The 13171-nt window shown below is 74.7% G+C and carries 12 protein-coding genes and 1 pseudogene; 8 read left to right on the top strand and 5 right to left on the bottom strand.

Features of this window, described 5'->3' with window-relative positions; genetic code table 11:
• The first annotated feature begins 1134 nt into the window (after positions 1-1134).
• The 4 genes from ACJOT3_RS24750 (at position 1135) to ACJOT3_RS24735 (ending at position 4824) form a co-directional block, all read left to right on the top strand.
• Positions 1135-2187, top strand: coding sequence for a 2-hydroxyacid dehydrogenase (locus ACJOT3_RS24750; RefSeq protein ID WP_406975493.1), 1053 nt, complete (start codon positions 1135-1137; stop codon positions 2185-2187).
• The gene (locus tag ACJOT3_RS24745; protein WP_406975492.1) at positions 2169-2903 is read left to right on the top strand and encodes a DUF8692 domain-containing protein; all 735 of its coding nucleotides are present in this window, start codon (positions 2169-2171) and stop codon (positions 2901-2903) included. The genes ACJOT3_RS24750 and ACJOT3_RS24745 overlap by 19 nt, the downstream gene beginning before the upstream one ends.
• Before the next feature lie 4 nt (positions 2904-2907).
• The gene (locus ACJOT3_RS24740; protein WP_406975491.1) at positions 2908-3552 is read left to right on the top strand and encodes a TetR/AcrR family transcriptional regulator; all 645 of its coding nucleotides are present in this window, start codon (positions 2908-2910) and stop codon (positions 3550-3552) included.
• A 114-nt stretch (positions 3553-3666) separates the two neighbouring features.
• Positions 3667-4824: an alpha-hydroxy-acid oxidizing protein gene (locus tag ACJOT3_RS24735; RefSeq protein WP_406975490.1), complete on the top strand. Its 1158-nt coding sequence runs from the start codon at positions 3667-3669 to the stop codon at positions 4822-4824.
• Here the strand turns inward: ACJOT3_RS24735 and ACJOT3_RS24730 are convergent.
• On the bottom strand, positions 4808-5443 hold the full coding sequence (locus ACJOT3_RS24730; RefSeq protein ID WP_406975489.1) for a TetR/AcrR family transcriptional regulator: 636 nt from the start codon (positions 5441-5443) through the stop codon (positions 4808-4810). The genes ACJOT3_RS24735 and ACJOT3_RS24730 overlap by 17 nt on opposite strands.
• Before the next feature lie 64 nt (positions 5444-5507).
• On the opposite strand from ACJOT3_RS24730, the gene ACJOT3_RS24725 reads away from it, so the two are divergent.
• From ACJOT3_RS24725 to ACJOT3_RS24715, 3 genes are all read left to right on the top strand, one after another.
• The gene (locus ACJOT3_RS24725) at positions 5508-5912 is read left to right on the top strand and encodes a hypothetical protein (RefSeq protein ID WP_406975488.1); all 405 of its coding nucleotides are present in this window, start codon (positions 5508-5510) and stop codon (positions 5910-5912) included.
• A 44-nt stretch (positions 5913-5956) separates the two neighbouring features.
• Complete coding sequence (locus ACJOT3_RS24720; protein WP_406975487.1) at positions 5957-6886, top strand: ribonuclease Z; 930 nt, start codon at positions 5957-5959, stop codon at positions 6884-6886.
• A gap of 122 nt (positions 6887-7008) precedes the next feature.
• Positions 7009-8271 (top strand): purple acid phosphatase family protein, encoded by a 1263-nt coding sequence (locus ACJOT3_RS24715; RefSeq protein ID WP_406975486.1) that lies wholly within the window; start codon positions 7009-7011, stop codon positions 8269-8271.
• Here the strand turns inward: ACJOT3_RS24715 and ACJOT3_RS24710 are convergent.
• A complete protein-coding gene (locus ACJOT3_RS24710; RefSeq protein WP_406975485.1) occupies positions 8268-9290 on the bottom strand; it encodes an aminotransferase class V-fold PLP-dependent enzyme in 1023 nt (340 codons plus the stop codon). The two genes, ACJOT3_RS24715 and ACJOT3_RS24710, sit on opposite strands and share 4 nt — an antisense overlap.
• A 466-nt stretch (positions 9291-9756) precedes the next feature.
• Between ACJOT3_RS24710 and ACJOT3_RS24705 the strand changes: the two genes are divergently transcribed.
• Positions 9757-10854, top strand: a complete 1098-nt coding sequence (locus ACJOT3_RS24705) for an ABC transporter substrate-binding protein (protein ID WP_406975484.1) — start codon at positions 9757-9759, stop codon at positions 10852-10854.
• Between the two features lie 43 nt (positions 10855-10897).
• Here ACJOT3_RS24705 and ACJOT3_RS24700 read toward each other — a convergent pair whose 3' ends face one another.
• From ACJOT3_RS24700 to ACJOT3_RS24690, 3 genes and pseudogenes are all read right to left on the bottom strand, one after another.
• Positions 10898-11809, bottom strand: coding sequence for a DMT family transporter (locus ACJOT3_RS24700; RefSeq protein ID WP_406975483.1), 912 nt, complete (start codon positions 11807-11809; stop codon positions 10898-10900).
• 9 nt (positions 11810-11818) lie between these two features.
• Positions 11819-12520, bottom strand: coding sequence for an ArsR/SmtB family transcription factor (locus ACJOT3_RS24695; protein ID WP_406975482.1), 702 nt, complete (start codon positions 12518-12520; stop codon positions 11819-11821).
• 69 nt (positions 12521-12589) lie between these two features.
• Positions 12590-13171, bottom strand: a pseudogene (locus ACJOT3_RS24690) (hypothetical protein); the annotation flags it as partial.

Genomic DNA, 13171 nt, shown 5'->3' with positions numbered 1-13171 from the left:
CCCCCGCGTCCCGGACGACCCGCCCCGGCTCCACCGGGTTCCGCCCCACCCTGTCCAATAACGTTTCGTTGGAAACGTTAACTCTAAAACGTATTTGGTTGCGTTGACCCCCTGCGCCGCCCGGGAACCCCGGAATCCTGACTCACGATAAGTGGGCCTTATAATGATGTACATCTTGTGTTGCTACATAGATGGCACAAAGCCGCCGCATAACGTTGGCGGCCCCGCCCGCCCCCGCCCCGAGGTGGCGAAAACGCGATGGGTACACCCCGCGCTGAACCGAGCGGGGGCCGGGACGTCACCGCCCGCATCGACAGGGCCGACAGGCCCTCGGCGTCGCCGCGCGCACGGTCCGCCCGCGCTGCGACCCCTCGCCCGAACACGACACCGACCCGGAGCGCCGACACGATCACCCCCGCCCGGCGCAGCGCGGCCAGCGCCTTGGCGGCCGTCGCCATGGCCGCCCCGGTCGCGGGTGATCGCCCGGTACCGCGCCCGGGGTCGTACACGTGCGCCGGGAGGAACCCCTCGCCCTCACCCGGGCCGGTGGCGACCGGCACCGCCTCCCCCACCGACTACCGGCGCACCTCGCCCGTGCCCTCACCGGTTCGGTCCCGCCGCCCAGATCATGGCGATACCGACAAATCCCGCGGGAATCCTCCTCTGCCCTCTGCGTCAAGCGGAGGACGTTCCGTTCGATGAAATTTCCGTGAGGAAATCTTCATGGAAATGAAGGGGTTTCCGAGAGCTCCGCACCAGCGGGAATCACCTTTCCGACCCGCGCCCGCAACGGTGCGTTTTCCCTGGTAAAACCCAGGATCGGGTGCGCGGACCGGCAGTGGACCCGATCGGATTCAATGGCGCTCACCCGGGAAATCCGGGAAGGGCCAATGGCCGCCACCCCTGTCCCGGAGAGGTGTCGGGAGTGTTTTCCCGAGCGCTCTCCACAAAGCCCGCTATGGTGTTCCGTGCTGGTCGGCCCCCCTCGGGGCCCGGCCCCTCTCAACGCCCGCGCACCCGGCACCCCGATCCCGCCCGACGACCCGCCGACACACCGGCGGGGATCCGCAGCGAAGGAGGCACGGGGCCCTCTCCGAACCCCGCGCTCACCCGCGGACAGGCCCCGATCACCCCATGGGACACCCTCGCCTCGTCGTGCTCAGCCGAGCCGGCCGGGACACGCTCCCGCCCCGGCACCGGACCGAGCTCGAAGACCTGGCCCACACCACCCTCGTCCGGGCCGACCGCGCCCCCGACCACACCACCGCCGTCCGCCTCCTGGCCGACGCCGACCTGCTGGGCTCCACCAACCTGTGCCTGCCCCGCATCGACGCCGCCCTCCTGGACGCCCTGCCGAACCTGCGCGGCATCGTCCTGTACGCCACCGGCTACGACCACCTGGACATCGACCTGCTCCGCTCGCGCGGGGTGGGCCTGTCGGTGCTGCCCGACTACGCCACCACCGCCGTCGCCGAACACGGCCTGGCGATGCTCCTGGCCCTGGCCACCCGCCTGCACCTGGCCCACGACCGCTCCCGCGCCCTGGCCTCCCCCGACGCCTCCCTGCGCGGCGTCGAGCTGACCGGCCGCACCCTGGGCGTGGTGGGCCTGGGCCGCATCGGCACCGCCCTGGCCCTGCGGGCCCGCGCCCTGGGCATGACCGTCGTGGGCACCGACCCCGACCCGGCCGCCGCCGACGCCGCCCGCACCCGGGCCCTCGGGGTCATGGACCTGGAACCACTGCTGGCCTGCGCCGACGCGGTGGCCGTGTGCGCCGGCTACACCTTCGGGGCACCGCCCATCCTGGGCGGGGCCGAACTGGCGCTGATGCGCCCGGGCGCGCTGCTGGTCAACCCCTCCCGGGCCGCCCTGGTCGACACCGGCGCCGTCGTGGACCTGCTGCGCCGCGGGGCCCTGGGCGCCTACGCGGTGGACGACACCGTCCTGGACCCGGCCGACGGGGGCGACCTGCTCGCCCGGGGGCTCGTCCTACAGACCGGCCACAGCGCCTGGTGGCGCACCGAGACCCTGGAACGCGGGGCCAGGATGTGGGCCGACCGGCTGGTGGCCGCGGTGCGCGGCGCCCCGCTCGATGCCGTCACCTGGCCCACCGCCCCCGCTCCCGCCCCTGTTCCCGCCGTCCCCCTCGTCGATGCAAAGGTGGCCGCATGCGCCGCGCACGCCTGACCCTGGTCCTGGCCCTGGCCGTGTTCTGGGCGGTGGTGCCCGCCCTGCTGGCCGCGGCCCGCTGGCCCCGCTACTGGGAGTGGATCGCCCCCGAACTGACCCCGATGACGTGGGTGCAGACCATGGCCCTGGTGCTGGCCGCGGCCGGCTGCGCCCTGGTGGCGCTGGTGACGGCGCGCATCGGCGAGCGGCCGCGGTGGATCTGGTGGCCGCTGGGCGCGGGCTTCTTCGCCCTGGCCGTGGACGACCGGTTCGCCCTGCACGAGCGGATCCGCGACGGCTACCTGGCCCCGCGCGGGGTCACCGTGCCGTTCCTGCCCTGGGTGGCCCCCGGCGACTTCCTCATCATGGGCGTCGCCGTCGTGGGCCTGGCGCTGCTGCCCTTCGTGTGGCGGGCGGTGCGCCCCGACACCGGGGCGGCCCTCGCGCTGGCGGCCGGCGTGGTGCTCTCGGCCGCGGCGGTGGGCCTGGACTCGGTCGACCCGGCCACCTGGAGCACCACGGCCGAACGCTTCCAGCAGTCCTTCGAGGAGGTCCTGGAACTGGGCGGCGGCCTGGCGTTCCTGGCGGCGGTGGCCCTGCGCCTGCTCGGCCTGCTCGACACCCACCTGCCCGCCCGCGCACCCGCACCGGAACAGGACCGGGACGCACCGGCCCCCGTACCCGACACGGCCGCACCGTCGCGGGACGGCGCCCCGGCCGGGCCGCTACCGTGAGGTCATGACACGACCCCGGGTGGAACTGGTGCGCCCCTGGCGGGGGATGACCCCCGACGAACGCCAACGGGCCCGGCGCCGCCGCCTGCTGGACGCCTCCCTCCAGGAGTTCGGCACGGTGGGGTTCCGGGCCGCCACGGTCGGCGCGATCTGCGCCCGAGCCGAGCTCACCAACCGCTACTTCTACGAGCACTTCGCCGACCGCGAGGCCGCCCTGCGCGCCGTCTACGACGAGGTCCTGGGCCGGGCCCTTGCGGCCATGACCGCCGCCCTGGACTCGGCGGACGCCTTCGAGGACCAGGTGATGGCGGCCCTGGGCGCCTACCTGGACCTGGTCATGGCCGACCCCCGCCTGCCCCGGGTCATCTCGGTGGAGAGCGTGGGGGTGAGCCCGGCCATGGAGGAGCGCCGCCGCGCCGCCCGCCACACCATCGCCGACCTCATCGACGCCGCCTACGCCCGCGGCGTCGAGTCCGGCCACCTGGTGGACCGGCCCTTCCGCAAGCAGGCGCTGGCCCTGGTGGGCGCCGCCAACGAGCTGGTCATCGACTGGGTGCTGGGCGACCGCTCCCAGGACGCCGCCCGGGTGGGCGCCGACATCGCCGAGGTGTACCTGCCGCTGCTGCGCTCACGCCGCCGCACCCCCTGAACCACCCCGCCCCGCACCGCCCGGGGCTCCCCGCCGCCCCACTCTTGACACACCCACATGTCAACTTGCAGGCTGTGAAGCACACCACACCCCTTCCCCCGTGCAAGGACCACCATGAGCCCGCGTTACGGCGACTACCAGCTGGAGATCTACCTCAACGGCCTCACCGGCGTCGTCCCCGACCACCCCATGACCTTCACCGACCTGGCCGAACGCGCCCGCCACGCCCTCCCCCCGGGCATCTGGTCCTACGTCGCCGGCGGCGCCGGGGACGAGAACACCCAGGACGCCAACGCCCGCGCCTTCACCGACTGGGGCCTGTACCCGCGCATGTTCGTCGGCGCCGCCGAACGCGACCTGTCGGTGGACCTGTGCGGCATCACCCTGCCCTCGCCCCTGCTCATGGCCCCCGTCGGCGTCATCGGCCTGTGCTCCCAGGACCGGCACGGCGACATCGCCACCGCCCGGGCCGCCGCCGCCACCGGGGTGCCCATGATCGCCTCCACCCTCACCCAGGACCCCATGGAGCAGGTCACCCCCCACCTGGGCGACACCCCCGGCCTGTTCCAGCTCTACACCCCCACCGACCGCGACCTGGCCGCCAGCCTGGTGCACCGCGCCGAACAGGCCGGATTCCAGGCCATCGTCGTCACCCTGGACACCTGGATCACCGGCTGGCGCCCCCGCGACCTGGCCACCGCCAACTTCCCCCAGCTGCGCGGCCACTGCCTGGCCAACTACACCTCCGACCCCGTCTTCCAGAAGATCGTGGGCCCCGACCCCACCCCCGACCACGTGGTGGCCACCTGGGCCGGACTCTTCGGCAACCCCCTCACCTGGGACGACCTGCCCTGGCTGCGCTCCCTCACCGACCTGCCGCTCATCGTCAAGGGCATCTGCCACCCCGACGACGCCCGCCGCGCCGCCGACGGCGGCGTCGACGCCATCTACTGCTCCAACCACGGCGGCCGCCAGGCCAACGGCGGCATCCCCGCACTGGACTGCCTGCCCGAGGTCGCCGCCGCCACCGACCTGCCCGTCATCTTCGACTCCGGGGTGCGCTCGGGCACCGACATCGTCAAGGCCCTGGCCGCGGGCGCCACCGCCGTCGCCGTGGGCCGCCCCTACGCCTACGCCCTGGCCGCGGGCGGCGTCCCCGGCCTGGTGCACACCCTGCGCGCGCTGCTGGCCGAGGCCGACCTGCTCATGGCCGTCAACGGCTACCCCACCCCGGCCGACCTGACCCCCGGCGCCCTCAAGCGCCTGCGCTGAGGCCCGGCCCGCCCCCGTTCAGGACCGCGTCGCACACCAGGGCCCGGGCGGCGTCGGCGAAGAACCGCTCGTCGGCCCGGGCCAGGCCCAGCACCACCCCCTGGCCCAGGCCGGCCAGCAGCGCCCGCAGCGCCGTGGCCAGCCGCCGCGCCCGCCCGGCCCCCACCGGGGCGCCGCGGTACTCCCGGCCGGCGAACAGCCCGGCCAGGCGCTCCTCCCCGGCGGAGATCGAGGAGGCGAGCCGGGCGCGCAGCGCCTCGTCGCGCAGGGCCATGTCCATCAGGGTCGCCTGCAGCGACAGCCCCGACCGCGCTCCGGGGCCCTCGCAGCCGCGCCGGTACAGGCGGGCGAACGCCTCGACCGCCCCCACCAGGTCCGTATCGGCGCCGATCTCCCGCTCGGCCTCCTCGTAGTCCCCCTTCGCGTGCTCGGTGACCAGGGCGGTGACCAGGCCGTCCTTGCTGCCGAACAGCGAGTAGACGGCGCCGGTGGTCAGCCCGGCCCGGTCGGCGATCTCCTCCAGCCGGGCGCGGTGGCCGTCCCGGGCGACGATCTCCCCGGCGGCCTCCAGCAGGGCGCGGCGGTTGCGTTCCTTGGTCTGGGCCCTCGTCATTCGCATAATCACATTATTGCCATAATCTGATTATCGAAGCGAGTGGAACGAACACGAGAAGAGGCCGGACATGGCACCGGAACGGACCACCACACCCCTGACGGCGGGGGTCATCGCCGACGGCGCCGTCAAAACACTGCTCGGCGCCGCCTTCACCCTGGGCGCGAACCCCCTCGGCGCCCTGCTCGGCGCCCCCACCTGGCTCATGGTCGCCTCCGGCCTGGCCCTGCTGGTCGGCGGCGGGTTCGAGATCGCCTGCGCGCGCACCCGCCCGATGCCCGCCCTCCTGAGGCTCATGGCCCTCTACGACGGCGGCTGGGTGCTGGCCGCGCTCACCGGCCTGCTCATCACCCACCGGGGCGCCACCCTGGGCGGCGAGCTGTGGATCGGCTACCAGACCGCGGCACCCCTGCTGTTCGCCGCCCTGGTGGCCACCGCCCCCGCCACCCGGCCCGACCCGGGCCCCGCCCGCTGAAAAAGCACACGACCCGCACCGGGGCCCGTGGCAGGATGCACCCCATGTCGGCACGCGAACTCACCGTCCTGGGCACCTCCAGCGCGGTCCCCACCCCACGGCGCAACCACAACGGCTACTTCCTGCGCTGGGACACCCACGGCATCCTCTTCGACCCCGGGGAGGGCACCCAGCGGCAGATGCGCACCGCCGGCCTGTCGGCCACCGACATCACCCGGATCTGCATCACCCACTTCCACGGCGACCACAGCCTGGGCCTGCCCGGCATCATCCAGCGCATCGCCCGCGACCGGGTCCCCCACCCGATCCCCATCGCCCACCCCGCCCAAGGGGCCGCCCACCTGGAGCGGCTGCGCCACGCCACCGCCTTCCACGACACCGCCCGCATCGTGCCCCAGCCCGTCACCGGGGACGGCGCCTGCCCCCTGGGCGAGGAGGACCTGCACATCACGGCGCTGCCGCTGCACCACTCCCTGCCCTGCTACGGGTACCGGATCGCCGAACCCGACGGGTGGCGGATGCTCCCCGACCGGCTCGCCGCCCACGGCGTCACCGGCCCCCGCATCGGACTCCTGCACCGCCAGGGGTGGGTCACCGCCCCCGACGGGCACCGGGTGGAGCTCGCCGACTGCGCCGAACCCAGACCCGGCCAGGTCATGGCGTTCGTCATGGACACCGCCGCCTGCCCCGAGGCCGTCGACCTGGCCCGCGGCGCCGACCTGCTGGTCATCGAGTCCACCTACCTGGACTCCGAGGAACACCTGGCCGCCCCCTACGGCCACCTCACCGCCCGCCAGGCCGGACGCATCGCCGCCCGGGCCGGGGCCCGGTCGGTGGTGCTCACCCACATCTCCGAACGCTACTCCGCCCAGGACGACGCGCTCTTCCTCGCCCAGGCCGCCGAGGAGTTCGACGGGCCCCTCACCCTGGCCCAGGACCTGGACCGCGTCCCGGTACCCGCCCGCGCCCACTGACCACCCGCACCCGAACCATCACCGAACGTGGAAGGAGACGTGGCGGGGCGTTCACCGACCGTTACCGGGCGCCCACTACCGTCACCGGCGACCGCGAACCCCGGCAGAAAGGCCCCCGGCCCATGCCCGTCCGCCCCACCCACGTCCTGGCCCTGGGCACCGCCCTGGCCCTCACCCTCGCACCGGCCCCGGCCGCCGCCACACCCGCCACCACCAGCGCACCCGACCGGATCCTGCTCTCGCCCACCGCCACCCCCGACACCGCCCGCACCCTCACCTGGCGCTCGGACCCCACCCCCACCCCGGTGCTCCAGATCGCCCCCGCCGCCACCCCCGACACCATCCAGGAGGTGGCTGGCACCACCACCGCCACCCTGTCCGGGCGCGCCCACCACACCGCCACCGCCACCGGCCTGACCCCCGACACCGACTACCGGTACCGGGTCGGCGACGGCACCACCTACGGCCCCTGGCTCACCTTCACCACCACCGGCACCGACGATCCCTTCACGTTCCTGTACTTCGGCGACATCCAGAACGACATCACCCGCGGCGCCGCCCCGGTCGTACGCGCCGCCCTGGCCGCCACCCCCGACGCCTCCCTCGCCGTCCACGCCGGCGACCTCATCGACTCCGCCAACAGCGACACCCAGTGGAGCGAATGGTTCGACGCCTTCGGCACCGCCTCGGGCACCCTGGACCACCTGGCCGCCCCCGGCAACCACGAGTACTCCGGCACCTCGCTCAGCCAGCGGTGGACACCCCAGTTCCCCGGCAACGGCACCGGCCCCACCGCCGGCGCCGACCTGCCCGACACCGTCCACGCCACCGACTACCAGGGGGTGCGGTTCATCGTCGTCAACTCCAACTACCGCAACGCCGCACCCCTCGACACCACCGCCTGGCTGAACATCCAACGGCAGTGGCTGGACGACACACTGGAGGCCAACCCCAACGAGTGGGCCGTCGTCCTCTTCCACCACCCGCTGTTCTCCAACAGCCCCGGCCGCGACAACGCACCCCTGCGCACCGCCTGGCTGAACACCCTGGAGGACCACGACGTCGACCTCGTCCTCCAGGGCCACGACCACTCCTACGCCCGCGGCAACCTCACCGCCCACCGCACCGACGACCCGAACGTACAGACCGGACCGGTGTACGCGGTCTCGGTCACCGGCCCCAAGATGTACGACATCTCCCCCGCCAACTGGACCGCCAACGGCGCCGAACCCCGCGTCCAGCTCGCCGACACCCAGACCTTCCAGACCGTCGAGGTGGACGGCGACCGGCTGGTCTACACCGCCCGCACCGCCGACGGCACCGTCGTCGACGCCTTCACCATCGACAAGGACGGCACCGCCAAGACCGTCACCGACACCCTCTAACCCACCAGCGCGGCGGCCGCCCGGTCGGCGTCCTCCTCCGTGTTGTACACATGGAACGCCAACCGGGTCCGCCCGCCCCGCACCGTGGTCACGATCCCCGCCGCCGCCAACCGCTCCCGCGCCCCCGGAACCCGCACCGACGTGATCGCCGACCCGCCCGGCCCCTGCCCCACAGCGGCGCGGAACCGGTCCGCCAGACCCACGTTGTGGGCGTACACCTTGTCGATCCCCACCCCCAGCAGCACGTCCAGGGACGCCACCGCCGCGGTGTGCGCCAACCAGTTGGGGGAGGTGTCGAACCGGCGCGCACCCTCCGCGGGCACGAACCGTTCCGCGAACAGATCCGCGGGGTCGGCCGAGGCGGCCGGACCCGCACCCGGGGCGGCACCCATACGCTCCCGCAACGCCGGCGCCAGGTACGCGTACCCCAGCCCCCGCGGGGTCATCAGCCACTTGTAGGTGGTGCCCACCACGGCGTCGAACCCGGCCGCGTCCAGGGGCAGCCACCCGGCGGCCTGGGTGGCGTCCCCCACCACCAGCGCCCCCGCCCCGCGGGCGGCCGCGGCGATGTCCGCCACCGGCGCCCCCTCACCCGTCGCCGAGTGCACCACGCTGAACGCCACCACATCACACCCGGCGGCGGCCGCGTCGGCCAGCCGGCCCAGGGGCGCGGTGCGCACCCGCACCCCCCGCGCCTGGAAGGGGAACAGCACCGACGCGAACTCGCCCTCGGGGACGAGCACCACCGCCGTGTCCGGCAACGACGCGGCCACGACCCCCAGCAACTGGGAGGTGGCCGCACCCAGGGCGATATCACGCCCGGGCACGCCCAGCAGGGTACCCAGCCGTTCGCGCGCCGCCCGGGTGGTGTCCCCCCAGTCGGCGGGGTCGGCGGTGGCCGACGCCCACGCGTCCAGGTGGCGGGCCAAGGCCGTGCGGGTGGTGGCGGGCGGGATGCCGTACTGGGCGGTGTTGAGCCAGACGGTGTCGGTGTTCCACAGGTGGCGCAGGTCGTCCATCCCCCCGTCCTACCACCCCGCCCCGCCCGCCGGTGCGGCCAGGGCCCGACCCAGGGCGCGGTCGGCGATGGCCCCCATCGCCTCCCGGTCCGGTGCGGCGGGATCCTGTGCGGGTCCACCTCCACGGTGGCCAACCCCCGGTGGTCGGAGAAACGCAGCCGCAGGAAGGCGTGCTCCCACTCGGCGTCGAAGTACATCAGCCCCTCGATGTCGATGAGGACGGCCCGCCCGTCGCCGGCGGCCAGGACGTGGTCGGGGCCCAACTCCCCGTGGACCAGGGAATGCCCCCGCTCACGTGGTCGGACTGTGGGGGGACGGCATCCCCCCACACCGGCGGATATCCGGTTGTCGGCCCTGCCCGGCAGCGGATGTAATGTCCGATGATCACACGGGCGCACCCGCCACAACGCCGAGTCCGGCCACACGGGGGCGGCCGCCCGCCGCACCTGCCGAAAGACGCCCACGGATGAACACCCCCACCCCGCCCGCCCCCACCGCACCGGTGCGCGTCGGCGTGCTGGCCCCCCTCACCCCGCCCGGCTGGGTCGACGCGGGCCGCCACCTCCTCGCCGGACTCCAGACCGCCGCGGACGAGGTCAACGCCACCGGCGGCATCCACACCCGCCCCCTGCAACTCGTGGTCCGCGACACCGCCGCCGACCCCGACACGGCCGCGGCGGCCGTCGACGAACTCGCCGACCTGGGCGTGGCCGCCCTGGCCGGCGAGTACCACAGCGTGGTCGCCCGCACCGCCGCCGCCCGCGCACACGCCCGCCACCTGCCGTTCCTGTGCTCCTCGGCGGTCCTGGACGCCCTCACCGACGAACCCTCCCCCTGGGTCGCCCGACTGGCCCCCGCCCAGTCCCACGGCTGGCGGATCTACGCCGACCACCTCCTGGCCCAGGGCCACCGCCGCATCGCCGTGGCCGCCCAGCCCAGCCCCTACTGGCAGGCCGGCACCCGCATCCTGGCCGACCACCTCACCCCCCGCGGCGCCACCCTCATCACCCTCGACCAGGACCCGCACGACCCCGCGGCGGTGTGCGACGCACTCGCCCACCACCGGGCCACCGCCCTGCTGGTCCTGGCCGCACACCCCGAACCCGCCATACCGCTCGTCACCGCCGTGCGCCGCGACCCGCGCCTGACCGGGGTCCTCATCGGCGCCCCGGCCGGACAGCCCGAACTCCCCTCCTGGGCGCAACGGCTGGGCGAGGACGGCGCGGCCGTCCCGTTCCTGCGCTACCGGCCCCCGGCCCTGGACCCGCACGGCACCCGGGTCGAGGCGGCCCTGCGCGAGCGGCTGGGCCAGGACCCCTCCTTCGTCGCCTTCGAGGGCCACGACACCATCACCGTCCTGGCACAGGCCCTGCGCGAACACGGCACGGACCCGGCCGCCCTCGCCGCCGCCTGGCCGCACCTGGACGTCGAGGGCACCCGGGGCCGGATCCGCTTCACCCGCACCCCCGGCACCGGCGTCTGGCAGTGGGCCTGGGCACCGGTGCAGGTCGTCGACCGCGACCCCGGCGAGCCCGCCCGCCTGCGCGTCCTGCACCAGGGCTGACACCAGGTGCGCCCCCGGCGGAACCCCGCCGGGGGCGCACCGGTCAGCGCACCACCGGCCCCGGCTCACCGACCGCCGGGCGCACCGCGGGCCGCCGACGCGACAGCGCCACCCCCACCAGGCACAGCACCCCGCCCACCAGACCGCCCGTCGTGGGCACCTCGCCCACCACCGCCCACGACAGCACCACCACCAGCGCCGGGACCAGGTACGTGGCCGCACCCAGCCGGGCCGCGCTCATGTGCGACAGGGCGAACCCCCACGTGGTGAACGCCACCGCCGTGGGGAACACCCCCAGGTACACCACGTTCGCGCTCGCCCACCACGGCGCCGCCGCGGCCTCGGCCACCAGCACCGGCGCGAACGGCAGGCACGCCACCGCACCCACGATGCACCCCCACCCCGCCACCTGCAGCGCACTCGCGTGCGCCAGCGCGGGCTTTTGCGCCACCACCCCGATCGCGTAGGTCACCGCCGCCACCAGGCACAGCACCACACCCGTCCAGGTCACCTGCCCGGGCCCGGCCGTGGTCAGCCCCACCACCGCCGCCCCCGCGAACGCCACCGCGCCGCCCACCACCAGCCACACCGTCAACCGCTCACCCAGCCACGCCACACTCAGCAGCGCGATCAGCACCGGCCCGATGTTCACCAACAGGGCCGCGGTCCCGGCATCGACCTCCCGCTCACCCCAGTTCAACGCCACCATGTACACCCCGAACCACAGCAGCCCCGAGCACACGATCCCCGGCCAGGCCGCCCGCGTCGGCCACCCCGACCGGGTCACCACCAGCAGGACACCGAGCACCAGCGCCCCGGCCAGCAGCCGCCCCAGGGCCAGCGCCCCGGGGGAGTAGAACTCACCGGTGACCCGGATGGACACGAACGCCGACGCCCACAGCGCGACGGTCACCCCGGCCGCCACCACGGCCAGGACAGGAGTACGAGAAGTCATACGACGACCCTAGGAGGCGGACACTTCGTCCCCCAACGAAATGTCCAGGACCGCACCCCACGCCCGGCGCCCGGCCCCGGTCACCCGCACCGCCCGCGAGGACCCCACCCGCACACACCACCCCGCCTCGAACGCGTGCGCGCACAGCACCGCCCCGGCCACCCCCGCCAGGTGGTGGCGCCGCTCGGTCCAGTCCAGGCAGGCCCGCGCCAGCGGCCGCCGCCCCCGCTCCGGCAGCGGCGCACCCAGCCGGGCGAACCACTCCCGCCCCGGCCCGGTCACCCCCATCTCGGCGGTGAGCAGCCCCCGCCCCACCATCGCCTCGGCCACCGCGCACCCCAGTTCCCCGGCCAGGTGGTCGTAGCACGTGCGGGCCCGGGCCATCGCCTCCCGGGCCCGGTGGGCGCGCAACGTGGGCGCCGTCGTCGCACCCGGCGCGGCCCGGGCGGCCAACGCCTCCACCAGGGCGGTGACCTCCCCGTCGGCCAGGGCCACGTACCGGTGCCGGCCCTGCCGGCGCTCGACGAGCACCCCGCCGCCGATCAGCCGCCCCAGGTGGGCGCTCATGGTGGAGGCGCCCACCCCGGTGTGCCGGCACAGCTCGGTGGCGGTCCAGGCCCGCCCGTCGGCCAGGGCCAGGCACACCCCGGCCCGGGTCGGATCGGCCAGCAGGGCCGCCAGCGCGGCCGTCTCATGCGCGTGAGAGGACATACGACCAGCATCCCACCGGCACACTTCGCCGCCCGGCGAACCGTCGACACTTCGTTCGACAACGAACCGTCAGTGCAGGAGCGAACGCCCCGCGGGCGCCAACCGGTAGGTCTCCACCGGCGCCGCCCGCACCTTCTCCAACACCCCACGCGCCGCGGGGTGGGCGCCCACCGCGTCCCAGTGCCGCCGGTGGGCGTCCCCGTCCGCATAGGACACCACCACGGCGGCGACGTTCTCACCCGTGCGCACCGGCAGCCGCGGGAACGTGTTCGGCGCGTCCTCGCTCACCAGCACCGCCCACGGGCAAGGCCCGGTCTCCTCCAGCACCGGCACCAACCGGTCCCGGACCAGCCTCGGCCCCTCCCCCTCCCCGACCGGGAAGGACCACACGGTGACCGCCACGAACCCTCCCGGCGCCCCCACCCCCGCCCGCTCCGACGAGTCCACCACCAGGCCCCCGCCCACCAGGCGCAACAACAGCACATCGTCGGAGTCGACCATCGTGTCGTTGGCCGCGGGCCCGTGCTCGGCCCACACCGGACCCCCGTAGAACGCCTCCAGGCCCCGGCGGCGCACCTCCATGTCCGCGAACCCCCGCAACCACACGAACCGGTCCGCATCGTCCAGGTCCCGGAACCGACCCAGCACCGC

The sequence above is a fragment of the Nocardiopsis protaetiae genome (assembly GCF_045446735.1).
In the GTDB taxonomy this organism is placed as follows: Bacteria; Actinomycetota; Actinomycetes; order Streptosporangiales; family Streptosporangiaceae; genus Nocardiopsis; species Nocardiopsis protaetiae.
This window is presented reverse-complemented; position numbering and strand designations above follow the sequence as displayed.